The organism is Flavobacterium sp. UBA7680 (assembly GCF_002482975.1).
In the GTDB taxonomy this organism is placed as follows: Bacteria; Bacteroidota; Bacteroidia; order Flavobacteriales; family Flavobacteriaceae; genus Flavobacterium.
Window position 1 is genome coordinate 1 of the sequence record NZ_DLHA01000034.1, and the last position, 23,352, is coordinate 23,352.

General features: G+C 32.3%; 20 protein-coding genes. 17 read left to right on the plus strand and 3 right to left on the minus strand.

The genetic code is table 11. The features are described from left to right. The 17 genes from atpG to B3C18_RS16520 all read left to right on the plus strand — a co-directional run bounded on the left by atpG (window position 1) and on the right by B3C18_RS16520 (window position 18,937). Window positions 1-861 (plus strand): ATP synthase F1 subunit gamma, encoded by an 861-nt coding sequence (gene atpG, locus B3C18_RS16440; protein ID WP_291148963.1) that lies wholly within the window; start codon window positions 1-3, stop codon window positions 859-861. Window positions 862-1,256: 395 nt separating this feature from the next. Continuing rightward, window positions 1,257-1,934 carry a hypothetical protein gene (locus B3C18_RS16445; protein WP_291148967.1) on the plus strand — a complete coding sequence of 226 codons (678 nt, stop codon included), beginning with the start codon at window positions 1,257-1,259 and terminating at the stop codon, window positions 1,932-1,934. Next, on the plus strand, window positions 1,934-3,055 hold the full coding sequence (locus tag B3C18_RS16450; protein WP_291148970.1) for a hypothetical protein: 1,122 nt from the start codon (window positions 1,934-1,936) through the stop codon (window positions 3,053-3,055). Before B3C18_RS16445 ends, B3C18_RS16450 begins: the two co-directional genes overlap by 1 nt. A 28-nt stretch (window positions 3,056-3,083) precedes the next feature. Next, window positions 3,084-4,898, plus strand: a complete 1,815-nt coding sequence (locus B3C18_RS16455) for an OmpA family protein (RefSeq protein ID WP_291148973.1) — start codon at window positions 3,084-3,086, stop codon at window positions 4,896-4,898. 48 nt (window positions 4,899-4,946) lie between these two features. Further along, complete coding sequence (locus B3C18_RS16460; RefSeq protein WP_099710163.1) at window positions 4,947-5,717, plus strand: ABC transporter permease; 771 nt, start codon at window positions 4,947-4,949, stop codon at window positions 5,715-5,717. Between the two features lie 2 nt (window positions 5,718-5,719). Continuing rightward, a complete protein-coding gene (locus tag B3C18_RS16465) occupies window positions 5,720-6,550 on the plus strand; it encodes an ATP-binding cassette domain-containing protein (protein WP_291148982.1) in 831 nt (276 codons plus the stop codon). A gap of 8 nt (window positions 6,551-6,558) precedes the next feature. After that, the gene (locus B3C18_RS16470) at window positions 6,559-8,070 is read left to right on the plus strand and encodes an AAA family ATPase (protein ID WP_291148985.1); all 1,512 of its coding nucleotides are present in this window, start codon (window positions 6,559-6,561) and stop codon (window positions 8,068-8,070) included. A 577-nt stretch (window positions 8,071-8,647) separates the two neighbouring features. Beyond that, window positions 8,648-9,094: a GNAT family N-acetyltransferase gene (locus tag B3C18_RS16475; protein ID WP_291148989.1), complete on the plus strand. Its 447-nt coding sequence runs from the start codon at window positions 8,648-8,650 to the stop codon at window positions 9,092-9,094. Between the two features lie 95 nt (window positions 9,095-9,189). Further along, window positions 9,190-10,650, plus strand: coding sequence for a lipopolysaccharide biosynthesis protein (locus B3C18_RS16480; protein ID WP_291148992.1), 1,461 nt, complete (start codon window positions 9,190-9,192; stop codon window positions 10,648-10,650). A gap of 29 nt (window positions 10,651-10,679) precedes the next feature. Next, complete coding sequence (dut, locus tag B3C18_RS16485) at window positions 10,680-11,114, plus strand: dUTP diphosphatase (protein WP_053472973.1); 435 nt, start codon at window positions 10,680-10,682, stop codon at window positions 11,112-11,114. Window positions 11,115-11,211: 97 nt separating this feature from the next. Further along, the gene (locus B3C18_RS16490; RefSeq protein ID WP_291148996.1) at window positions 11,212-12,228 is read left to right on the plus strand and encodes a sugar phosphate nucleotidyltransferase; all 1,017 of its coding nucleotides are present in this window, start codon (window positions 11,212-11,214) and stop codon (window positions 12,226-12,228) included. 8 nt (window positions 12,229-12,236) lie between these two features. After that, window positions 12,237-13,583: a tetratricopeptide repeat protein gene (locus tag B3C18_RS16495; protein ID WP_291148998.1), complete on the plus strand. Its 1,347-nt coding sequence runs from the start codon at window positions 12,237-12,239 to the stop codon at window positions 13,581-13,583. A gap of 12 nt (window positions 13,584-13,595) precedes the next feature. Then, on the plus strand, window positions 13,596-14,375 hold the full coding sequence (locus B3C18_RS16500; RefSeq protein ID WP_291149000.1) for a DUF4292 domain-containing protein: 780 nt from the start codon (window positions 13,596-13,598) through the stop codon (window positions 14,373-14,375). Window positions 14,376-14,399: 24 nt separating this feature from the next. After that, window positions 14,400-15,653 (plus strand): murein hydrolase activator EnvC family protein, encoded by a 1,254-nt coding sequence (locus B3C18_RS16505; RefSeq protein WP_291149003.1) that lies wholly within the window; start codon window positions 14,400-14,402, stop codon window positions 15,651-15,653. Window positions 15,654-15,746: 93 nt separating this feature from the next. Further along, entirely contained in the window at window positions 15,747-16,139 is a 393-nt protein-coding gene (gene rbfA / locus B3C18_RS16510; RefSeq protein WP_053472967.1) for a 30S ribosome-binding factor RbfA, read from the plus strand. 1 nt (window position 16,140) lies between these two features. Further along, a complete protein-coding gene (locus B3C18_RS16515) occupies window positions 16,141-17,340 on the plus strand; it encodes an ABC transporter permease (protein ID WP_291149007.1) in 1,200 nt (399 codons plus the stop codon). Window positions 17,341-17,509: 169 nt separating this feature from the next. Continuing rightward, window positions 17,510-18,937, plus strand: coding sequence for an MATE family efflux transporter (locus B3C18_RS16520; protein ID WP_291149011.1), 1,428 nt, complete (start codon window positions 17,510-17,512; stop codon window positions 18,935-18,937). Window positions 18,938-19,233: 296 nt separating this feature from the next. Here B3C18_RS16520 and dusB read toward each other — a convergent pair whose 3' ends face one another. The 3 genes from dusB to B3C18_RS16535 form a co-directional block, all read right to left on the minus strand. Further along, window positions 19,234-20,226, minus strand: coding sequence for a tRNA dihydrouridine synthase DusB (dusB, locus tag B3C18_RS16525; RefSeq protein WP_180857035.1), 993 nt, complete (start codon window positions 20,224-20,226; stop codon window positions 19,234-19,236). A 160-nt stretch (window positions 20,227-20,386) separates the two neighbouring features. Then, window positions 20,387-21,685, minus strand: a complete 1,299-nt coding sequence (locus B3C18_RS16530) for a phenylacetate--CoA ligase family protein (RefSeq protein ID WP_291149014.1) — start codon at window positions 21,683-21,685, stop codon at window positions 20,387-20,389. Beyond that, window positions 21,682-23,349 (minus strand): C45 family autoproteolytic acyltransferase/hydolase, encoded by a 1,668-nt coding sequence (locus B3C18_RS16535; protein ID WP_291149018.1) that lies wholly within the window; start codon window positions 23,347-23,349, stop codon window positions 21,682-21,684. The genes B3C18_RS16530 and B3C18_RS16535 overlap by 4 nt, the downstream gene beginning before the upstream one ends. Window positions 23,350-23,352: the final 3 nt, after the last annotated feature.

Genomic DNA, 23,352 nt, shown 5'->3' on the forward strand with positions numbered 1-23,352 from the left:
ATGGCAAATTTAAAGGAAATCCGTAATAGAATTACTTCCGTTTCATCGACGATGCAAATTACATCGGCAATGAAAATGGTTTCTGCTGCAAAGCTTAAGAAAGCACAAGATGCAATCACTGCAATGCGCCCTTATGCCGAGAAATTAACAGAGTTATTACAAAATCTTTCTGCTACACTTGAAGGTGAAGTTGGAGGAGATTACACAACTCAACGTGAAGTAAAAAAAGTATTGCTTGTAGCTATAACTTCAAACAGAGGTTTATGTGGTGCATTCAATTCAAATGTTATTAAGGAAGTTAAAAACCGTACTGCATTTTACGCTGGAAAACAGGTTGATGTTTTTCCTATTGGTAAAAAAGGAAATGATGTTTTAGCTAAAACTTATAAAGTTCACGGGCATCATAATGCAATCTTCGATCATTTAACTTTTGATAATGTTGCTGGAATTGCAGATAATCTGATTGAAAAATTCTTATCTGGAGATTATGACAGAATCGAATTGATCTACAATCAGTTTAAAAATGCTGCAACTCAAATTGTTCAGACAGAGCAGTTTTTGCCTTTAGCACCTATTAAAACTGATGTTGCAGTTTCTGCTGGAGATTATATTTTTGAACCTTCAAAAGAAGAAATTGTTTTGACTTTAATTCCAAAGTCTTTAAAAACACAATTATACAAAGGTATTCGTGATTCATTTGCTTCTGAGCATGGTGCGCGTATGACAGCTATGCACAAAGCAACTGACAACGCAACAGAATTAAGAAACCAATTGAAATTAACTTACAACAAAGCACGTCAAGCTGCAATTACAAACGAAATCTTAGAGATCGTTGGTGGTGCAGAAGCCTTGAACGGATAAGATAATTTTTTTTAAAATTTAAAAAGAGCTGACATTAATTTGTTGGCTCTTTTTTTATACTATTAGTTGAACGAAAAATGGTGATGATTTTTAAATATTCTTCAAAACAAATAATTTAAGTTAATTCTTACTTTTTGTTATTGTTTATGCTGAAATTGATTTTTTATTAAGTATTTTTGGATTCTGTTTTATACCAGTTTTTTTAATGAGAAGCAGAATAATGAAAGAAATTTTTTAAAATTTGATTATAATAAAAAGATCTGATAATAAATTAGTTACATTATATTTTTAAAAAAGTATATATTTATGTTTTTAAAATTAGTAACTTTTTAACGCTTTCTGCGTATAACATTTAACAACCAAAAAGTTATTAAAAAATAGATCACCTACAAACGATGGCAAAAGAAAGTTTTAATTGGAAGAGTCTTTTCATTAATGATGAGACTGATAATTCAGAGGGCAAAGCTGCAACTCCACCATCAGCTCCCATTTTACCAACCTCAGACAATAAATTTCCGAATCAAGTTACAGAATCATTTCCAGCAAATTCATTGGCAAACCCTTTTTTAAACGAAATTTTTGAAGTTTATGATAAAGGTTTTGATTCATTGAATGAAGAAGGTTTTGATTTTTTTGAACTTTATAAGTCTGTTATGGCTGTTGGAGTAACAAATCCGCAAAGTTATCAGATGGCTTTTGCAATGGGAAAATCAATTAAATCTGATTTGACTAAAGATTTTCTTTTGCAAAAAGGAAGTTTTTATATTACAGAAATTGAAAAAGTACATACTAAATATGATACTGTTGGAAAAAATAAAAAAACAGAATTAGACAATACGATTACAAAAGAAAAAAATAATTTATCTAAAAGTATTTCTGATTTAGAAGCCAAAATTCTTGATCTTCAAAAAGAATTAGAAGCGAAAAAAATAGAACTTCAAAAAATTGATCCTGTTAATAGGGAACAACTTTCGGAGATTCAATTGAAAATGGAAGCAAATGATTTGGCAAAACAAAAAATATTATCATCAATCAATACTGTAATTACAGGAATAAATCAATATTTACAATAATGGATAAATTCGAACAAGAAAGAAGCACTCTTTTGACGCTGCCAATACTTAAACATTTTGACGAGTCTAAAGGAGAAATTGCTTTGAAATCAGGTGCACTTAAAAAAGGAGAGAAGTCATTGTTTTTGGCTTTAGCATTAGGTTTATTAGGAGTTGGAGGATATTTGGTCTGGACTTATATTATCCCACCATTATTTACAATGCTTGGTCAGGCAATAGCCTTATCTGCGACAGGAGTATTTTTGGTTTTTTTAGTTATGATGGCTCCAGTAATAATGAAAGCCCTTCGTTTTGCAACAAAAAATCTTCATAAAGCACTAATTCAAAGTAATCCTTTTAATGAATTAGAAGAGCAAAAACAAAAAATGATTAAAAACCGTGAAGTTTTTAAGAATACTAAAGCAAAGCTAAAAGGTCTTAAAAATGAAATGGAAATTGAAGCTAGTAAGTCTGAAAAAGAAGCAAAAGCATTTCAGGAAGATGTGTTGAGTTTACAGCGCCAGTCAGAAAAATTGAAATCGGCGATGGATGAAATGGTGAAACAAAATGGAGTTGCGGCAAAAGATACAGATGAATATGTAGCCCTGCAAAGTGAGTTAGCCAGAAAGTTAAGTGATTTTCAAAGGGTTTCGACTCAATACGAACAAAGCAAAAGTTTTATTCAGAAATATGGTGTTCGTGCTAATGTTTTAGGAAAAATGGATCGTAAACTGACTTTAGCAGGAACAGCCATTGATATTAAAATTGCTGATTTTGATGTTACGGTTAAAATGCTTCAAAAAGAATATGAATTTGCCAGAAATGCTAAAGAAGCAACAGAAAGTGCAAAAAGTGCTATGATGTTTACTAAAGACTGGGAATTAGAATATGCCCTTGAAGTGGTAACGTCTACTATTGCTCAGGATATTGCAAGAACTTCAGAAAACCTGATTGATATCGATGCATTAACATCTAAATATTCTGTTGATAATGATGAGCTTTATTCAAGATTAGATTCATTAGCAGATGAAATTAAAACAGGCGATAATACAATTCCGGATTCAACAAAATATACAAGTCCAAATTATAAAATGACCAAAGAAGATAAATTATCTAGTGGTGGTTTTGGTGATATTTTTTAATACAATTAAATTTAATTTTTAAATAAAAATGGGAAAAATTTTAAGAACAGAAAAATTAACAACCTTTTCTGAATTATTAATCGTTATTGTTGGAATTGGTGTAATTCTAGGAGGAGTTTACTATATATCTCCAGGAATTAAAACAGCAGTTTCAAAGCAATTAAATGGAATTGAACTGAATCAGACAGATGTTAATAATGTTACCAATGCTGCAAAAATTCCACTTCCATCGACTGAATTATCTTCAGAAGTTGCAGACAAACCTTTAGTAAGAATCGGTGCTTATGCATGGAATGCTCAGTCTGGAATTATTGTTTCTAATGGTGGTCCAAAAACAACAAAAGGATCATTAATGGAAAAAAACGGAGTTAATCTTGAAATTATCCGTCAGGACTGGCTTTCAGAATTGCGTAACATGCAAATGAAATTTATCGAAGAATTTGATAAAGGCGAAGCTTTTCCATCTTCAGAAAAAAGTGTTTTTGCTGTTATTATTATGGGTGATGGTGCGCCATTTTACATTAGTTCTGTTCAAAAATCACTTGACGAAAAATACGGAAAAGATAAATACCATGTTCAGGTAATGGGAGCAGTAGGTATGAGTTATGGAGAAGATAAATTGATTGGACCTCCAAGCTGGAAATCAGATCCAAAATCTATGAAAGGTTCAGTTATATCTGCAGTTCTTGGAGATGGTGACTGGGTTACTACTGTAAACTATTGTTTTGCTAACGGATTAAAAGTAAACCCTGATCCAACAACTTATGATGCAGAAGCGGTAAATATTTATCCATCAGAAAATGATGATTATATTAAATCGGCAGAAGAGTTGATTAAATCCCAAACTACAGGATGGACTGTTACTTTGAAAGAAGTAGTTGATGGAAAATTAACTGGAAAATCTGTTAACAGAAAAATCGATGGTTGTGCAACATGGACACCTGGTGATAAAACAGTATTTGATAAATTGACAGGTTTTGTTGATATCGTTTCTACAAAAGAATTCAACAACCAAATGCCAACTACAATTATTGGTGTGAAAGAATGGGCGGTAAAAAATCCTGATATTGTTTCTAATATTTTGAAATCGGCATTGACGGCTTCAAACCAAATGAAAAATTACGAAGATTGGAAAGTAAGAGCTTCTGAAGCGGTTGCGGCAACTTATAAACTTGAAACTCCTGAATATTGGTATAAAATGTTCAAAGGACAACAAGGAACAAAAGGCGGATTGACTTATAATATGGGAGGTTCAAAAGTATTTAACTATGCTGATGCAATGCAATATTATGGTTTATCTGATGGTGTGAACAGATATAAATCAGTTTACAATCAAGTTGCAGGATATTTGACAGAATTGAATCCATTTGGATTTAATGAAAATGTTGGAGCTGTTGTACCTTACGATCAGGCAGTAAATTTATTCTTCTTGAAAAACATCAACGATATTGAATCTACTTCTGCAGATAAAGCAGATTATAGTGGGGAAGCAAAAGAAGTTGTAGCTTCTGGAGAATGGAAAATTAATTTTAACACAGGAAGTTCTGAAATTTCTAATACATCTAGTAAAGAAGTAGAGAAAATTTACAATCTTTTAGTACAAGCTGAAAACACAAAATTAACGGTTGTTGGACATACTGATAATGTTGGAAATGCTGATGCTAATTTAGCTTTATCAAAAAGCAGAGCACAAGCAGTTGTAGAGTATTTAAAACAAAAAGGTATTCCTGCAAATCGTTTCCAATTAGTTGACGGAAAAGGTCAAAGTAATCCAATTGCAGATAATAATACTGCTTCTGGAAAAGCACTAAACAGACGTGTAGTTATTACTTTCTTAAAATAAAAATAATTAAAAGGCTATCTTAATAGATAGCCTTTTTTTACAATGAGCATGATAAAAATTTTAACTCCTTTTGAAAAAATATCAAAACTAAACAAGACACTTATTTTGATAGGTTGGTTAGTTCTTTTGATTATTATTTGGTTTGCAGCAACATCTGGCGAAAAGCATTTATTTCCTTCTCCGGCTCAGGTTTTAACCGGTTTTTCAGATTTGTATAAAGAAGGTTTGGTGGTACATATTTTCAATTCGTTGAAATTGTGTTTTATCTCGATTTTTTTAGCGACAATTATTTCCTTGTTCTTTGCGTATGCATGGCCAATTCCGCTATTAAAATCAGTTTCTGAATTTATCACAAAATTTAGATTCCTGCCTTTTACAGGACTTTCATTTTATATTACAATGGTAATTCATGAAGCACGAATGATGCAGGTTTGGATTCTAGTAATTTTCCTGACTACATTTTTAACAACGTCATTAATTGCAGTTATCAAAGATATTCCGCAAGAAGAATTTGATCACGCAAAAATGTTAAAATGTAACCGTTGGGAAGTTCTCGTGCAGGTCATTATTTTAGGAAGAATAGATTATGTAATTGATGTAATCAGACAAAATCTGGCTATTACCTGGATGATGCTTGTAACAGTAGAATCGATTGTGGTAGCTTCTGGAGGATTAGGATTTTTAATAAAAAACTCGGATAAATTTATGAATACCGGAAGAATCATTGCACTTCAAATAATTATTTTATTAATAGGTCTTGGCTTAGATGCAGGAATAAATTTCTTAAGAAAAGCAGTATTTAGATATTCAAAAATATAATCATGAAACACGAATATAAAGAGACGCTTTTGTATGTAGAAAATCTTAGCGTTGGTTATGATGACACTATTATTATAAAAGATATAAGTCTTGTAGAAAAAGATGTAATTAGAGAAGGTGTTGATTGTACAGGTCAAGTTATAGCTTTTGTTGGAAGATCAGGAAGAGGAAAATCAACTTTTTTTAAAGCGTTGACAGGATTAATTCCGATTAATTCCGGAAAAATATTAATTAGAGATTTCGAAAACAAAGAACCAAATGCCGCTAAAGCGGTATGCGAAGGAGACATTGGTTTTGTAGATCAAAAATATACTTTGTTCAGACATAAAACAGTTACTCAAGCTTTGAAATTTTCGTTAAGAAAAACAACGCTTTCGAATACTGAAAAAGACGAAAAAATAAAGCAATATCTAAAAGAATGGGGATTAGAAAATTGTAAAGATAAATATCCTAATGAACTTTCTGGAGGACAAAGACAAAGAACGGCTATTATAGAACAGCTGTTTTCGTCTGATCAATTTATTGTTTTAGATGAACCTTTTTCAGGATTAGATGTTGGAAATATTGAAGAAGTAAAAAAATCATTTGAGTTACTAGGAAAATCTTCGGAATCTAATACGGTTATTTTTTCGACTCATGATATTGAGCTGGCAATTGAATTAGCGCAAACTATTTACGTTATTGGACATCCAACTATTAATGGAAAAAAAGAAAACTACGGAACCATTGTAGCAAAATATGATTTAAGAGACATGGGACTTTCTTGGAAAGATTATTGTGATGACCACTTAAAATTATCAAAAGAAATTATTCATCAAATGATGATTTCTTAAATAAAAATATGGCAAAGAAGAACAATCCAATATCGATTATTGAAGACTCGTTTTTGTCTCTAAAAAAATATTTAGAAACAAATATATCTACTAATGAAGCCGTTTTTACGGCTTCATTTATTATAGCGCTTGAAAAAGAAACAAAGCAGATTCTTGAAATATGTGATATATTAAATCAAGATGCAGATTTTATTCAAAAGCTAAATGAAACAGTAAATCCAGATTTTTCTAAAGGGTTATTGTTTAAAGCAGAACATTTTTTTCTTTCGGATATTATTAATCTTTATGAAAGAGAATCTGGAGCGAAAAATGAAAAGCAAGAATTTGTTCTGGCGTATTATTATGATGCTTTGCGCAACAAACATTTTGCAGACAAAAATTCTATAAACGAATTGAATCAGTTGATTTTTACAGAGAATTTCAAAAATCTTCTTGTAAAAATAAAAAAAGAGAACAAGATAATAACATCAAATGCGCAGCAAAATCAGTACTTACTGCCAGAATTATTATCTATAAAAAAGCATAACAAGTTAGATGAAATTCTAGTTAAATATCAAAACTTCATTTATTTTACGTTTGGTAAAAAATTTGAAAACACAACAGCTTTCAGCAGCTATTTGGGTTTAAATGCGAAGACATCGCAAACAGATAAAAAAGAAATAAACAATCTTCCTGAAGAAGATACGCTGGAAAAAGTACTTAAAGAATTAAACGAATTAGTTGGTTTAGCAGAAGTAAAAAAAGATGTTTCTGAACTAATCAATTTATTAGAAATACAAAAAAAGCGTTCTGAGCAAGGATTAAAAAATGTTGAAATTACTTTGCATACCGTTTTTCTAGGTCCTCCAGGAACTGGAAAAACTTCTGTAGCAAGACTTTTAAGTAGAATTTTTAAACATTTGGGTTTTTTATCCAAAGGCCAAATGTTTGAAACAGACAGAGAAGGTTTAGTTGCGGGTTATGTTGGGCAAACAGCAACAAAAGTCAATGACGCGGTAGAATCAAGTCTTGGCGGAGTATTATTTATTGATGAAGCATATGCATTAACTCAAAATGCATTTGGAAACGATTACGGAGCAGAAGCTGTAAATACACTTTTGAAAAGAATGGAAGATCACCGGGAAGATCTGGCTGTTGTGGTTGCAGGATATACAGAACCAATGAAGGTTTTTATAGAATCGAATCCCGGATTACGATCTCGTTTTAATAGATATTTCTATTTTAAAGATTTTACTCCTAATGAATTGTATGAAATTTTTGAATCGTTTTGTGTAAAATCAGATTTTATAATTTCTACAGACGCTAAAGAAAAACTAACAGATACTTTTGAATTATTATATAGAGATAAAACCGAAAGTTTTGGAAATGCCAGATTAGTACGAAACATATTTGAAAAATGTGTACAAAATCAAGCAAATAGAATTATAACTCTGAAAAAATTAAGCAGCAAGACTTTAAAAACATTAACGGATGACGATATTCCGGAATTAAAAGAAATCGAATATAATTCTGGTTCCTGATAAAAAAATAGCCGACAAATATTTGTCGGCTATTTTTTTTTTTGGAAGTTTTTCTTTTTTAAGAATATCATCTATAAACAAGAAAATTTATAAAATGGTGATTCTCAATTTACCCAAAATTGAGAATCAATACCATTTTATAAAATTATTGACACAGATTTTATCACTCTGTTGCTTTGTCTTTCATGGGAACAAACTAGCTTTATAAATCCCAATGCTCTGTTTTTTAAGGGTTACATTTCAGCAGAATCAATCCCTGTGCTTTGTCTTTTATGGGAACAAACTAGCTTTATTAGTCCCGGTGCTCTGTTTTTATTAGGGTTACATTTCAGCAGAATCAATCCCTTGTGCTTTGTCTTTTATGGGAACAAACAAGCTTTATTAGTCCCAGTGCTTCCTTTTTTATAAGGGTTGTATTTAGCTTTCTCAATCCCTGTGAAACAAATTTAAGAAAATACGGTTTAAAAAAAGTTACATAATTTTCTGCCTTAATTTACATATTTCACATGTTAGTGTGTTGTTAATTATATAACTTACTTAAAAAAAATAATTAATTTTGAGGTCTATATCTATCACAATGGCTTTACAAATACGCGAATTTACTACGGTTGACGAAATGATGGCTCAAATTGACACCATCAGATTTCTATATCCTAATATAACTTTAGAAAAATACCAATCCTTTCTTTCTGAGATGGTTCCACACAATTATACACAGATTGGAGTTTTTGAAAATGAAGTTTGTTTGGGCATTACAGGATGCTGGTCAGCAACCAAATTATGGACGGGAAAATATCTCGAAATAGACAATTTTGTAGTAAATCCGGAGTATCGTTCTAAAGGAATCGGAAAATTACTTACAGATTTTATCGAACAAAAAGCGCTTGATCTAGGCTGCAGCAGTATAGTCCTTGATGCTTTTACAGGAAATTTTGGAGCACATCGTTTTTATTATAACCAAGGTTATAACCCGAGAGGTTTTCATTTTGTGAAAATTTTGGATGAAAATAAAATGACACATTAAAATCATATTGTAAGTTTTTTTATTGCATCTTCAAAAACACTAATAAAACCAAAGAATTGGTTATTTTTGTTTCATGAACTTTATTACTAATTATTTTGGGATTATATAAAAATCTATTCAAACAAACTGCAATTTATGGACTGGCAACCGTTTTACCGCGAATGCTCAGTTTTTTATTGGTCAGATTATATACAGGTATTTTACCAACTGCCGAATACGGCGAAGTTTCGATTGTTTTGTCTTGGATGGTTTTCTTTAACGTAGTTCTTTCTTACGGAATGGAAACGGCATTTTTTAGATTCTACAGTGCCGAAACAGATAAGAAAAATGTAATCGCAACTTCTACAATATCAATATTTTGGTCGTCAATTGGATTCTTGTTTGCAGGTTTAATTTTTAGAAATACACTGGCAAACTGGGCCGAAGTTGATGCGCAGTACATTACCTATTCTGTTTGGATTTTAGTTTTAGATGCATTGGTTTTGGTACCGTTTTCAAAGCTAAGAGCAAATCAAAGACCAATGGTTTATGCTGCTATTAAAATTGGAAATGTAGTAATTAATCTATTGTTGAATATTTTCTTTTTACTGTATCTGCCAAAACTTGCAGCTTCAAATCCTAATTCAGTTTGGGATAATTTATATGTAGAAAATTTCCAGATTGCCTATATTTTCATCGCCAATCTGCTGGCAAGTTTAGCCACTTTCATTGTACTTTCTCCAAATTATCTTTCGCTTGGACGAAAATTTGATCCCGTACTTTGGAAAAAAATGATGAAATACGGCCTGCCAATTTTAGTGGCCGGACTTGCATTTGCGGTTAATGAACATTTCGATAAAATCTTATTAGGATATTTACTTCCTGAAAATCTTGCAAAATCAGAAGTTGGAGCATATTCTGCCTGTTATAAACTAGGTTTATTTATGGTTTTGTTTGCAACCGCTTTTAGATTAGGAATTGAACCCTTCTTTTTCAGCCACGCAAAAAACGAAAATGCACCTCAGACTTATGCCGTAATTACAAAATATTTTGTGATTCTGGGTTCACTGATTTTATTGGGAGTTATCGTTTTTGCAGACATTTTAAAATATCTTTTATTAGACAATAAATCCTATTGGGAAGCCATGAAAGTGGTACCGTTAATTATTCTGGCAAATTTCTTTTTAGGAATCTACAATAACTTATCAGTTTGGTACAAACTTACAGACCAAACAAAAATTGGAGCCTATATTTCAATTGTTGGAGCAATCGTAACTTTGGTTTTAAATTACTTCTTAATTCCAAAATACAGTTATTACGGATCTGCAATTGCAACTATTTCTGCTTACGGAAGTATGATGTTAATATCGTATGTTTTAGGAAACAAATATTATCCTATTCCTTACGACATGAATAAAATTTCGGCTTATTTAGGAATTTCAATTTTATTTTCTGCCATTTCTTTTTATGGATTTAGAGAAAATTATTTTGTTGGAATTCCGTTATTATTAGCCTTTATGTACTTTGTTTATCACAACGAAAAAGACACAATCAAAGGAATAATGAATAGAAAGTAAAAGTGCTTTTTTAATCTTTTATAATAAAAATGAAAATACAAATTATCAATAAATCACAACACGATTTACCAAATTACGAAACAATTGCTTCTGCAGGAATGGACTTGCGTGCCAATATTACAGAACCAATTACGTTAAAACCTTTAGAAAGAACAATTGTAAAAACAGGACTTTTTATTGAATTGCCAATTGGTTACGAAGCACAAGTAAGACCAAGAAGCGGATTGGCAGCAAAAAAAGGAGTTACAGTTTTAAATTCTCCGGGAACTGTCGATGCTGATTACAGAGGTGAAATAGGGGTGATTTTGGTAAATTTATCAAATGAAGAATTTGTAATTGAAAACGGAGAAAGAATTGCACAATTAATTATTGCCAAACACGAAAGAGCAGAATGGATTGAAGTTGAAGAATTAACTGAAACTTCAAGAGGAGCAGGCGGATTTGGAAGTACTGGAGTGAAGTAGTTTTCAGTCGCAGTTGACAGTCCTTTACTGTATTTAAAAACTTGAACTAACCAAACAAACGAAGGTTTTAGGATCTTCCCATATAAAATAGAATTAGATGAAAATAATCGTTCCAATGGCGGGTCGTGGATCAAGACTTCGCCCACATACTTTAACAGTACCAAAACCATTAATTCCGGTTGCGGGAAAATCTATCGTTCACCGCTTAGTAGAAGATATCGCTAAAATATTAAAACAGCCAATAGAAGAAGTTGCATTCATTCTTGGAGACGAAGCATTCTTTGGAGATGATGTTGTTACAAGTCTGCAAGATTTGGCACAAGGTTTAGGAGCAAAAGCTTCAATTTATCGTCAGGATTTACCATTAGGAACCGGGCACGCTATTATGTGTGCAAAAGAATCGTTATCAGGACCAGCAGTTATCGCTTACGCGGATACTTTAATCAGAGCCGATTTTGAATTAGATCCATCTGCCGATGCTGTAATTTGGGTAAAACAAGTCGATCAGCCGGAAGCTTTTGGAGTTGTAAAATTAAACCAGAATAATGAAATTATAGAATTGGTTGAAAAGCCAAAAGAGTTTGTTAGTGATTTAGCCGTTATCGGAATTTATTATTTTAAAGAAGTTGGAGATCTGAAAAAAGAGCTTCAGGGAGTTTTAGATAATAATATTCAAAATGGCGGTGAATACCAAATCAACGACGGTATCAAAGCCATGATGGCAAACGGAAAAGTTTTTAAAACCGGAAGTGTTGACGAATGGATGGACTGTGGAAACAAAGATGTTACGGTTGAAACGAACAGTAGAATGTTAGGGTTTTTACATAATGACGGAGAACATTTAGTAGATTATAATGTAACGCTTGAAAATTCAACAATTATTCCTCCTTGTTATATTGGTGAAAATGTAGTGTTGAAAAATACAACAGTTGGGCCAAATGTTTCGATAGGAAAAGGCTGCCATGTAACCGACAGTTCTATTAAAAATAGCTTAATACAAACTAATTCTCAAATAAAAAATGCTAACTTAGATAATGCAATGATTGGAAATCATGTTAGTTATGATGGAAAATTCACAAGTATAAGCATTGGAGATTATTCGGTTTTAGAATAAAAAAACAGATGAAAAAAAGAGTTTTGATAATTTTATTTTTTGCTTTACTAAGCAACTCAGCTTCGGTTTTCGCACAAACGGAACCGGAAGATATTGCTTTGGCACCAGATGAATATCAAGATGCTTTTTACGAATCTTTAAAACAAAAAGGAATCGAAAACTACGATAAAGCAATAGCATCTTTAGAAAAATGTATCAAAATAAAACCTTCTGATGCTGTCGCTTATTTTGAAGTTGGAAAAAATTATCTGGCACTAAAAGAATATCAAAATGCCCAAAATGCATTTGAAAAAGCCACACAGTTAAATCCAAAAAACAAATGGTATTGGCTCGGAATTTACGATGTAAGTTACGAAACCAAAAACTACACTTTGGCAATAGAAACGATTCAGAAAATTATTGTTTTTGATGAAGAATATAAAGACGATTTGATCTCTTTATATATGTTGACAAACCAATATGATAAAGCGCTTTTGACGATTAACGAAATGAATGATAAATTCGGAAAATCAGAAGATCGTGATCGTTATAAAATGCAGATTTTATCGCAAGGGAAATATCAAAATGCAGAGATTTCAAATTTAATTGAGCAGATTAAAAAGAATCCAAAAGAAGAATCAAATTATGTAAATCTGATTTTTCTATATTCAAAATCTGACGAAACTGACAAAGCCGTTGATGTTGCAAAACAATTGGCAAAAGAAATTCCAGATTCAGAATGGGGACAGGTAAGTTTGTTCAAAAGTTATTTAGATGCAAATCAGGCAGACAAAGCTATTAAGTCGATGAACGTAATTTTATCAAGTTCAAAAATTGATTCAAAAATTAAACATCGAACCTTAAATGAGTTTTTGATTTATGTAAATAAAAATCCGCAATACGGAGCAGAGTTAGAAAAAGCCATTTCTTATTTTGACAATGATAAAGAAGTTGATGTTGCGAAAGAAATTGGAAAATTTTATCACAGTAAAAATCAGTTTGAAAACGCCATTAAATATTACGAAAAAGATTTAATGACTAATTCAGACACAGATCGTGAAACGAATCTGCTTTTGCTTGAAGCTTATACTCAGGCAAAACAATTTGCGCCAATGACAAAAAGAGCCATGACAATGATTGAAGTTTATCCAAGCCAGCCGCAATTTTATTATTATGCAGGTTTGGGAAGCAATCAGTTACAGCAATTTAAAAATGCAAAAACCGTTTTAGAAATGGGACTTGATTATGTTGTTGATGATAAAAAACTAGAGGCAAATTTTAATATTCAATTGGGAGAGGCATATAATGGATTAGGAGATGCTAAGAAAAAAGAGGAATACTTTTTGAAGGCTAATGAATTATTAAAAAAGAAGTAAGGAGAAATTAAGATGAAAAAATATATTATAATAGTATTAATGTCGGTTTTTATAGTTTCGTGTAAATCCAAAGCCGTCGCTGTTCAAAACAATAATACTACCGAAGTTGTTGCGAAAAAAGACAATAAAGCCATCGAAAAACATTACGAAAATAAATTAGATTTTTCGACCTTAAACATAAGGGCCAGCGCGAGATATGAAGACGAAAAACAAAGTCAAAATGTTACCGCCGATATAAAAATCGAAAAAGACAAACAGATTTTAATAAGTGTTAAATTTCTGGGAATTACAATGGCAAAAGCTTTGATAACTCCAACAACAGTAAGTTATTACGAAAAAATAAAAGGGACTTATTATGAAGGAGATTTTAGCAGTTTAAGCGAATGGCTTGGAACTGACCTGGATTATAATAAAGTTCAGAATTTATTAATTGGAGAAGCTTTTGATGATTTACGAAAAGGAGAGTATACGCAGACAATTGTAGAAAATCTTATTCGTTTAGAAGATCAAAAAAGTCAAAAGATTCAAAAAGCATTTTATTTAGATCCTGAAAAATATTTAGTACAAAAAGAACAGATTTCTCAGTCAGCTGAAAATATAAAATTAGAAATCAATTATTCAGATACTAAAACTTTCAGTCAGGGAACTATTCCAACAACATTGGTAATTAATGCATTGCAGCCAAAAGGAACAACCAATATTAATTTGAATTATAACAATATATCATTTAACGAAGAACTTTCTTTTCCGTATAGTGTGCCAAGCGGTTATAAAAAAGTTTTAATTAAGTAAATTTGTAAAAAGAAAAATAGAAAGATGCCAAAATTTCTCCTAAGCCTAATTTTTGTTTGCGCCACGACTTTTGTCTGGGCACAAGATTCGCAGCAAGAAAAACTTGAACAGCGTAAAGCGCAGATTCTTCAGGAAATAAAAGACAACGAAAAAATGCTGCAGTCTGTAAGGAAAAAAGAAAAATCAGCAGTGAATGAATATTTAATTCAGGCAAATAAAATCAAGCTTAAAGAAAAGCTGATCAATACAACAGCAAAACAGGAAAAGATTTTAAGCAACGATATGTATATTAACCAGGTACAGGTTAATAAACTGAAAAAAGAATTGGCGGTTTTAAAAGAAGATTACGCAAAAATGATCTTGAAATCATATAAAAGCCGTTCTGAACAAAGTCGTGCGATGTTTATTTTATCATCAGAAAGTTTTTTACAAGCCTACAAAAGAGCACAATATTTAAAACAATATACAAATTTCAGAAAAAACCAAGGTTTAGAAATTCAGTCAAAAACCGCTCAATTAGTTGATTTTAATGCAAAATTAGACGGACAGAGAAAGGTTAAGAAAAAGATTATTGTTGAAAATGAAAAAGAAAAACAAAGTTTAGAAGTAGAGAAAAAAGAACAGCAAAAACTTGTTAACGCAATTAAAAAAGATAAAAACAGAATCGCATCTGATATTAAAGCAAAACAAAGCGAATCAAAAAGAATTGACAGACAAATTGATCGTTTGATTCGTGAAGCAATTGCCGAAGCAAACCGAAAAGCAGCACTTGAAAAAGCAAAAGAAAATCCTGGGTCTAATGCAACTGTAAAACCAGTTTCATCTTCTAAAATCGCAATGACACCAGAAGATAAAGTTTTAGCAGCTGATTTTAAAGCAAACAAAGGAAGACTGCCTTGGCCGGTAGAAAAAGGATTTATTTCATTAGGTTATGGAGATCAGCAGCACCCACTTTACCCAGATATTAAAGTTCATAATTCAGGAGTTGAAATTACGACCGAAGATGGTGCAAATGCAAGATCGGTATTTGCTGGTGAAGTTTTCAGTGTAATGGTTTTATCTCCGGTAAATACCGTAGTTATGATCCAGCATGGAGATTACTTTAGCGTTTATCAAAACCTGAGTAAAGTATTTGTAAGTAAAGGAGAAAAAGTTTCTATCAAACAAAATATTGGAAAAGTAAGAACCAGCGGCGATTCCGGAAAAACGGTTATCAAATTCTTGATTCTTCAAAATACAACAAATACCGATCCTGAAAATTGGTTACAAAATAGATAATAAAAAACGGGAGCTTATTAGTTCCCTTTTTTATTGCCACAATTGTTAATTGTGAATTGCATTGAATGAATTTAAAAATAGTATTTTTGCACTATGGAAACAAATAGACAGAAAAAAATAGGCAGTGTCATCCAAAAAGATTTGGTTGATATTCTGCAAGGTGAAGTGCGAAAAAATGGAGTTAGCAATTTGGTAATTTCAGTATCCAAAGTTAGTGTAACCTCAGATTTATCTGTGGCAACGGTATATTTAAGCATTTTTCCTCAAGAAAAAGCAAAGGAAACTTTAGAAGGAATAAAATCAAATACAACTTTAATAAAACATGATTTGTCGCAGCGCGTTCGTCTTCAATTGCGTCGTGTGCCAAATTTGGTTTTCTTTATCGATGACTCTTTAGATTATATCGAAAAAATTGACAATGCATTAGCAAACAGAGAAAATCCAATAGAAAACCGTGATCTTTTAGAAAAAAGAAGAAAATCATAAATTGAATTTCCCATTTTACATAGCCAAACGTTATCTTTTCAGCCTTAGTAAAAATAACGCGATTAACATCATCAATTTAATTGCCAGTTTGGGAATTATTGTTGGTACAATGGCTTTGTTTGTGGTTTTATCTGTTTTTAGCGGATTAAAAGTTTTCAGTCTTTCGTTTACAAATGAGATTGATCCGGATTTAAAAATGACAAGTACGTACGGAAAATCATTTTTAATTTCACCCCAGCAAGAAAAAGAGCTGAAAGAAATTAATGGTGTTGCCTGTTACACAAAAATTATTGAAGAAAGGGTTTTGTTTTTATTTAAAGACAAACAACGCGTTACTTATTTAAAAGGTGTTGACAGCATTTACCCGGTTGTAAACAATATTAAAGTAAAACTTTTTAACGGACAATGGCTAAAACCAGATTCGTATCAAGTTGTGATTGGTTACGGAATTGCTCAGGATTTTTCTTTGGGAATTCTTGATTTCGAAAACCCGCTGCAAATATTTGCCCCAAAACCTGGAAAAGGAGCAATTGACAATCCCGAAGAAGCATTTAATAAAACAGATGTTTTACCCGTTGGAATTTATTCCATTAGCGAAGATTTAGATTCAAAATATGTTTTTGCCGATTTAGGTTTAACACAGGAATTATTAATGTATAAGCCAAATCAAATTTCGGGAATCGAATTCAGGTTAAAATCAAACACAGATGAAAATGCGGTTAATGCACAGATTAAAAAGATTTTTAATAATAAAGTCACTATAAAAAATAGGGAGCAATTAAATGAGTCTTTATATAAAATGCTCAATACCGAAAATATTGCTGTTTATTTAATTTTTACGCTTGTAATTATCGTTGCACTTTTCAATTTAATTGGAGCTTTAATTATGATGATTTTAGACAAAAGGGCAAATTTAAAAACCCTTGTTAATCTGGGTACAGAAATAAACAGCGTAAGAAAAATTTTCATATTACAAGGAACTTTGCTTAGTGTTTTTGGAGGTTTGATCGGACTTTATTACGGAATTATATTAGTCACATTACAGCAAAAATATGAGCTGATAATGATCACGCCAACGCTGGCCTACCCAGTAGTTTTTACACTTGAAAATGTTGTAATCGTGATGACAACAATTGTTTCTTTAGGATTTATAGCTTCTCTAATCGCCAGCAGCCGTGTAAGTAAAAAATTATTAGATTAATTTTTTCTTTCAAAATATTACTTATATTTACCGCCTTGAAAATCTACAGCATATGATAGTTTCTGCCTAATCCTATTTTATTTTTAAGAATAATTAGGATACTTACGTTTTTTACTTTTCAGTTCAGATAAAACATCTGGACCAATTTTATCATTTATCCTAATATATCATGACAGAAACAACTATACAAAAAAGTTTTTTTTCTAAATTTTTTACCACTTTAAAACAAGCCTTAAAAGGCGACGAATCATTTGATTATACTGCCGGAAGTATAAAGAAAGCCGTAATTCTATTAGCCATTCCGATGGTTTTAGAAATGATGATGGAATCGGTTTTTGCCTTAGTCGATTTATATTTTGTTGGACATTTGGAGCATAGCAGTTTTGCGATTCAAACCGTTGGTTTGACCGAATCTGTGTTGACTATTATATATTCTCTTGCAATAGGAATGAGCATGGCCGCAACAGCAGTTGTAGCAAGACGTATTGGAGAAAAAGATCCGGTCGCTGCCGCAAAAGCCGGAATGCAGGCCATAATTGTAGCATTTGCCGTTAACGCTGCCTTGAGTATTTTGGGAGTTATTTATGCCAAAGATATTCTGCTTTTGATGGGCGCTTCTGTTGATGCTGCCGAACATGGTTTCAGATTTACGCAGATTATGATGGGCTCAAGTTTATGCATTATGCTTTTATTCTTGATTAACGGAATTTTCCGCGGAGCAGGAAATGCAGCAATTGCAATGAAAAGTCTTTGGATTGCCAACATTTGCAATATTATTTTATGTCCGATATTAATTAACGGTCTTGGACCAATTCCTGCCTTTGGCTTAGTTGGAGCTGCCTTGGCAACAACTTTAGGAAGAAGCATTGGAGTTTTATATCAGGTTTATCATTTGTTCTCTGGAAACGGAATTTTAAAAATTAAAATAGCCTATTTCGCTCCAGATTTTAAACAAATAAAAGCTTTGGTTAAAATAGCTGCACCGGGAATTTTACAATTCGTAATTGCATCATGCAGCTGGATTTTCTTAGCACAATTAGTCGCAACAACTGGTGGAGACCACGGTTCTGCAGGATATCAAACGGCACTTAGAATTATGATGTTTTTTATTCTTCCGGCTTGGGGATTGAGTAATGCTGCGGCAACTTTGGTTGGACAGAATTTAGGAGCAAAACAAATTGAACGTGCCGAAAAATCGGTTTATACAACAGCAAGATATAACGTAATTTTCATGGCCACAATTATGATTATTACTTTAGGCTTTGGCCAATATATTATTTCATTTTTCACCAATGACGAAATGGTTAAAACCATTGCGGTCGAAGCGCTGCAAATTATGAGCATCGGATTTATCTTTTACGGAATAGGAATGGTTTTGATCAATACTTTCAACGGAGCAGGAGATACCTGGACACCAACCGGAATTAATTTCTTCGGGTTTTGGCTGTTTCAAATTCCGCTTGCTTTTGTATTAGCCAAACATTTCAATATGGGACCAACTGGAGTTTTTATCGCAATTCCCGTTGCCGAAACCGCTATAACTTTAGCCGGAATCTTTTTCTATAAAAGAGGAAAGTGGAAAAGAGTTCAAGTGTAATTAATAAGATGTTATTATATATGGAAAGCGATTTACATAAAGAACAACAAACATCGGAGATAGATGTAGAGACACAGTATTTATTATCATCTAAGAAGAATAGAGAAAGGCTTTTAGAGTCGATTGAACAAATGAAAAAGGAAATCTTGAATTTCATTTCTATGATGAAAATAATTTAGAATAATTTTTTTAATATTAAAATTAGAATATGAGTATAAAAAAAGACCTTCAAATAGAAGGTCTTTTTTGTATATCAGTTCTTTGTCAAAGTTTTAAACTTTGACAAAGATTATATTTTAAACAAACTCATATCCAGCATAAACCTGTTCGATTTCTTTCATAATCGCAAACAAATCTTCTGGAGCATCAGTTGTAACTAATTTTTGTTTGAATTCTTTAAAAGAATGAATTCCTTTAAAATAGTTCGTATAATGACGACGCATTTCTACAATTCCCAAACGCTCGCCTTTCCAGTCCATTGACCATTGCAAATGATTTCTAGCAGCTTCAACACGATCAATAACCGTTGGAGCAGGTAAATGTTCACCCGTTTTAAAATAATGCTTGATTTCATTAAAAATCCACGGATAACCAATTGCCGCACGGCCAATCATGATACCGTCAATACCGTATTCATTTTTATATTTTAATGCTTTTTCCGGACTGTCTATATCACCGTTTCCAAAAATAGGCATTGTAATTCTTGGGTTATTTTTTACTCTTGCAATGTGTGACCAGTCAGAATGACCTTTGTACATTTGAGCGCGAGTTCTGGCATGAATTGTCAAAGCCTGAACACCAATATCCTGAAGTCTTTCGGCAACTTCATCAATATTAATAGAACTTTCGTCCCAGCCTAAACGCGTTTTTACTGTAACAGGTAAATCTGTCCCTTTGATAACGGCTTGCGTCAAACGCACCATCAAATCAACATCTTTTAAAACCCCGGCTCCAGCACCTTTACAAACTACTTTTTTTACCGGACATCCAAAATTGATATCCACTAAATCAGGTTTTACAGTAGAAACAATTTTAGAAGACATCTCCATTGCTTCTTCATCACCACCAAAAATCTGAATTCCAACCGGACGTTCATAATCAAAAATATCCAGCTTCATGCGGCTTTTTATAGCATCACGAATTAATCCTTCCGACGAAATAAATTCAGAATACATCATGTCAGCGCCATGCGTTTTGCATAATCTGCGAAACGGCGGATCACTAACATCTTCCATCGGTGCGAGTAATAAAGGAAATTCGGGTAATTCTATGTTGCCAATCTTGACCATCTTCATAATTTTTTGCAAAATTACAACATTTAGTTTAATTCACAGCAAAACATTCAAGAAGCTGAAAATAAACCACATAAGTGATATAAGTTCATTTAAAAGATTGCGCAGAACAACACTTTAATTAAATGAACTTATATCACTTATATGGTAAAAAATTTTATACAGTAGTTTTTCGGTAATCAAAAAAACGAATTGGTTTACGGCTCATCGGATTAAAAACCATTGGATTTAAAGTTTCTTTTGAAGCAAATTCTATTTTTGGCGTTACTCTCAATTTTGCTCTAAAGTGATCTTTAATTTCCTGCAGAAATTCTGGAGTTTGATTTTTAACGGCAATTTTTATCACGATTTCATCAGTGCCTAAATCGTTTGTAGAGATTTCAATGATATGATTTTCGATATTGTCAAATCCGCTTAAAACATCGTTCATCGCTGGCGGATACAAAGTTGTTCCTTTATATTTAATCATTTGCTTTTTACGGCCCAAAACAGGACCAACACGCAAAGTATTCCTTCCGCAGGCGCAAGGTTCGTTATGAAGCTGTACAATATCTCCGGTTTTAAAACGTAATAACGGCATTGCTTCAATTCCTAAAGTAGTAAAAGTAAGTTCACCCGTTTCTCCGTCTTTAACAGGTAAATTATTTTCGTCCAAAACTTCAACGATGATTAATTCCGGATGATGATGTCCACCATTTCCGTGTTCACATTCTGTAAAAGCCGTGCTCATTTCGGTAGAAGCATAAGTCGAAAACAACTTAATATTCCATTTATCCGTGATTTTTTTAGACAAAGTATTCATCGAAAAATCCTGATCTCGCAAAGATTCTCCAATGCAAATTGCCCCTTTTATGCTTGAATTATTATAATCGATTCCGTGAATTTCGGCATATTCAATTAACTTCAATAAAAAAGAAGGAACGGTAATTAAATAACTCGGATTGTATTTTAAAATCGAATCCCATTGCATTTCCGGAATTCCGGCGCCAACACGAATTACGCCGACTTTCAATTTTCGAAGACCTAGAAAATAAGCCAGACCAGCCATAAATTTTCTGTCAATTGTTGTCATTAATTGAACAACATCACCTTCAGCAATTCCGGCGCAGGCAAACGAGATGGCTTCATTATAAGCCAAACGATCTAAATCAGAATCGGTTAAACCAAAAGTTACGGGATCGCCTAAAGTTCCTGAAGTCGAAGCGTAGTCGATAATTTTATTTTGCGGAACACATACAAAATCATCATTATATTGCTGTAAATCTTCTTTTGTAGTAACAGGTAAATGCTGTAAATCTTCTAAAGTTTTAATTTTTGAGATATCAATATTTTGTCCGGCAAAAAGTCTTTTATAAAAAGGAGAATTTTGACTGATATATTGTAAAAGTTCAGATAGTTTTTTTTCTTGAAAAATTTTAATTTCTTCTAAAGAATCTTTTTCTATTGCTGGAATCATTTTAATTTTCTTTTGATTTTTTTTAAATATTTTTCAATTTTTTCTTTTTCAGGCAGTGTTGTAATTTCTTTGGTCAAAGCTTTTTCAAAATTAAGTTTTGCCTGCTGAAAATCTTTTATTTGGTAAAAGTACAATCCTGCCTTATAATATACAACCCAATAATCAGGGTTTAATGATTGATAGTTTTGAATGAATTCTGGAGAAATCGTTTCCTTATTTTCAAGAAACGAATCTATTTTATGATCTTCAACTTTGAATTTTTTATAATTGCGGAAAGCGGCAGTTTCTAAAAACGGATCTTTGGCAATATTTAAATTTTCTTTTTGAAAAGAATTTAAGGAATCATTTTTTCTTTCGCCAAAAACAGAATTCAAATCGTAACAAACAAATTCGCCCAATTGATACGGATTTGCCGAAACCCAAACTAATTTTTCTTTCGGTTTAAAAATAATTCCGTGATGCGCCATTAATTGGTTCAAAGCTTTCTCGGAACCGTAACCAAGCGGAATATTTTTCAAACCGTTTTTATTTCGAAGAATTTCCGAAGCAATTTCCGGATTTACTTTTGGATTTTCTGCCAGAAGTTCCTGCATTCTTTCAAAGCGATATTCAGAATGACTGTTTATAATTTGTTTCTGATTTCGTTTATCATTTTTAAATTCATCACCCTGAAAATGATTCGAACATATTAACTGATCGGTGTTTGGAACATCGTAAACGTCCATTTTTGTAGGTGAAACTTCAATCAAAATGGCTTTGTTGTCGTTTGCGCTTCCTACCATTATTGATTCAGAAACAAAAACTTTTCTCTTTTTTGCAATCGAAATGGCTTCGTCTATATTTTTGGCGTGCTGCAAAATTTCGCGTGTCAAAATGGAAATTGGCGTTTTTGCAATTAGCGGAATTTTAGATTTTGAAGCATTAATCGTCACTGTTAAACCTTCCTGATTCATTCCAGAAACAGCACCAATCATTCCCGGCCAGGTAACCATCATAAATTTATAACCTGCTTTCGGATTGATGAACGCCACGATTTTATTTTCCGCGAAAGCGTCATTTACATAAAAATCAAAATTGCGTCCGAGGATTAAATTTCCATCTTCCGTTTTTTCATTCCACGCCGCAAAAGAGGAACAGCCAACCAAAGCCAAATCTTGTAAAGCGTGGCCAATATCGTGCGCCGCATGAAGGTATAAACCACGCTGATATTTAGGGGCAATGTTATTTAATTCATCCGAAGTGTATTCAGAAACGCCATAAATTTCCGTTTGATATTCTTCAGGAACATTCAAATATAATTTTCGATTGTACCATCTTAAAAACTGGCGGAGTATTTTTTGCTGAAAAGCAGACGGAATAAAATCTTTTACTTTAGAGAAAAAAATTTGCTGCTGATTTTTTAAAAGAGAATCAGTTAAAGCTCCGGTGTTTAAACCAATTTCCAGCGGATCGCCTTCGGCGTATAATTCCCAAATGCCTTGTTTATTTTTTAAAAGAGAATTTTTTCCCGAGATAAATACTGAATCTGATTTTTTTACAACAATTGGTTTCGATGCATTATAAGCTGAAAGATCAGGTTTATGATGCATTGATTTTGATGTTCCGCAAGAAATAAAGAACATTAAAAAACCGATAAAGAAGAAAAGTAAAATTCGGTTTTTCATGAT

Excerpts from the sequence above, each read along its gene's own strand:
- dut (WP_053472973.1), top strand. The coding sequence starts at position 10,680 with ATGAAAATACAAATTATCAATAAATCACAACACGATTTACCAAATTAC.
- atpG (WP_291148963.1), top strand. The coding sequence starts at position 1 with ATGGCAAATTTAAAGGAAATCCGTAATAGAATTACTTCCGTTTCATCG.
- B3C18_RS16535 (WP_291149018.1), bottom strand. The coding sequence starts at position 23,349 with ATGAAAAACCGAATTTTACTTTTCTTCTTTATCGGTTTTTTAATGTTC.
- B3C18_RS16490 (WP_291148996.1), top strand. The coding sequence starts at position 11,212 with ATGAAAATAATCGTTCCAATGGCGGGTCGTGGATCAAGACTTCGCCCA.
- B3C18_RS16450 (WP_291148970.1), top strand. The coding sequence starts at position 1,934 with ATGGATAAATTCGAACAAGAAAGAAGCACTCTTTTGACGCTGCCAATA.
- B3C18_RS16455 (WP_291148973.1), top strand. The coding sequence starts at position 3,084 with ATGGGAAAAATTTTAAGAACAGAAAAATTAACAACCTTTTCTGAATTA.
- B3C18_RS16460 (WP_099710163.1), top strand. The coding sequence starts at position 4,947 with ATGATAAAAATTTTAACTCCTTTTGAAAAAATATCAAAACTAAACAAG.
- B3C18_RS16475 (WP_291148989.1), top strand. The coding sequence starts at position 8,648 with ATGGCTTTACAAATACGCGAATTTACTACGGTTGACGAAATGATGGCT.
- B3C18_RS16495 (WP_291148998.1), top strand. The coding sequence starts at position 12,237 with ATGAAAAAAAGAGTTTTGATAATTTTATTTTTTGCTTTACTAAGCAAC.
- B3C18_RS16505 (WP_291149003.1), top strand. The coding sequence starts at position 14,400 with ATGCCAAAATTTCTCCTAAGCCTAATTTTTGTTTGCGCCACGACTTTT.
- dusB (WP_180857035.1), bottom strand. The coding sequence starts at position 20,226 with ATGGTCAAGATTGGCAACATAGAATTACCCGAATTTCCTTTATTACTC.
- B3C18_RS16465 (WP_291148982.1), top strand. The coding sequence starts at position 5,720 with ATGAAACACGAATATAAAGAGACGCTTTTGTATGTAGAAAATCTTAGC.
- B3C18_RS16530 (WP_291149014.1), bottom strand. The coding sequence starts at position 21,685 with ATGATTCCAGCAATAGAAAAAGATTCTTTAGAAGAAATTAAAATTTTT.
- rbfA (WP_053472967.1), top strand. The coding sequence starts at position 15,747 with ATGGAAACAAATAGACAGAAAAAAATAGGCAGTGTCATCCAAAAAGAT.
- B3C18_RS16500 (WP_291149000.1), top strand. The coding sequence starts at position 13,596 with ATGAAAAAATATATTATAATAGTATTAATGTCGGTTTTTATAGTTTCG.
- B3C18_RS16520 (WP_291149011.1), top strand. The coding sequence starts at position 17,510 with ATGACAGAAACAACTATACAAAAAAGTTTTTTTTCTAAATTTTTTACC.
- B3C18_RS16470 (WP_291148985.1), top strand. The coding sequence starts at position 6,559 with ATGGCAAAGAAGAACAATCCAATATCGATTATTGAAGACTCGTTTTTG.
- B3C18_RS16445 (WP_291148967.1), top strand. The coding sequence starts at position 1,257 with ATGGCAAAAGAAAGTTTTAATTGGAAGAGTCTTTTCATTAATGATGAG.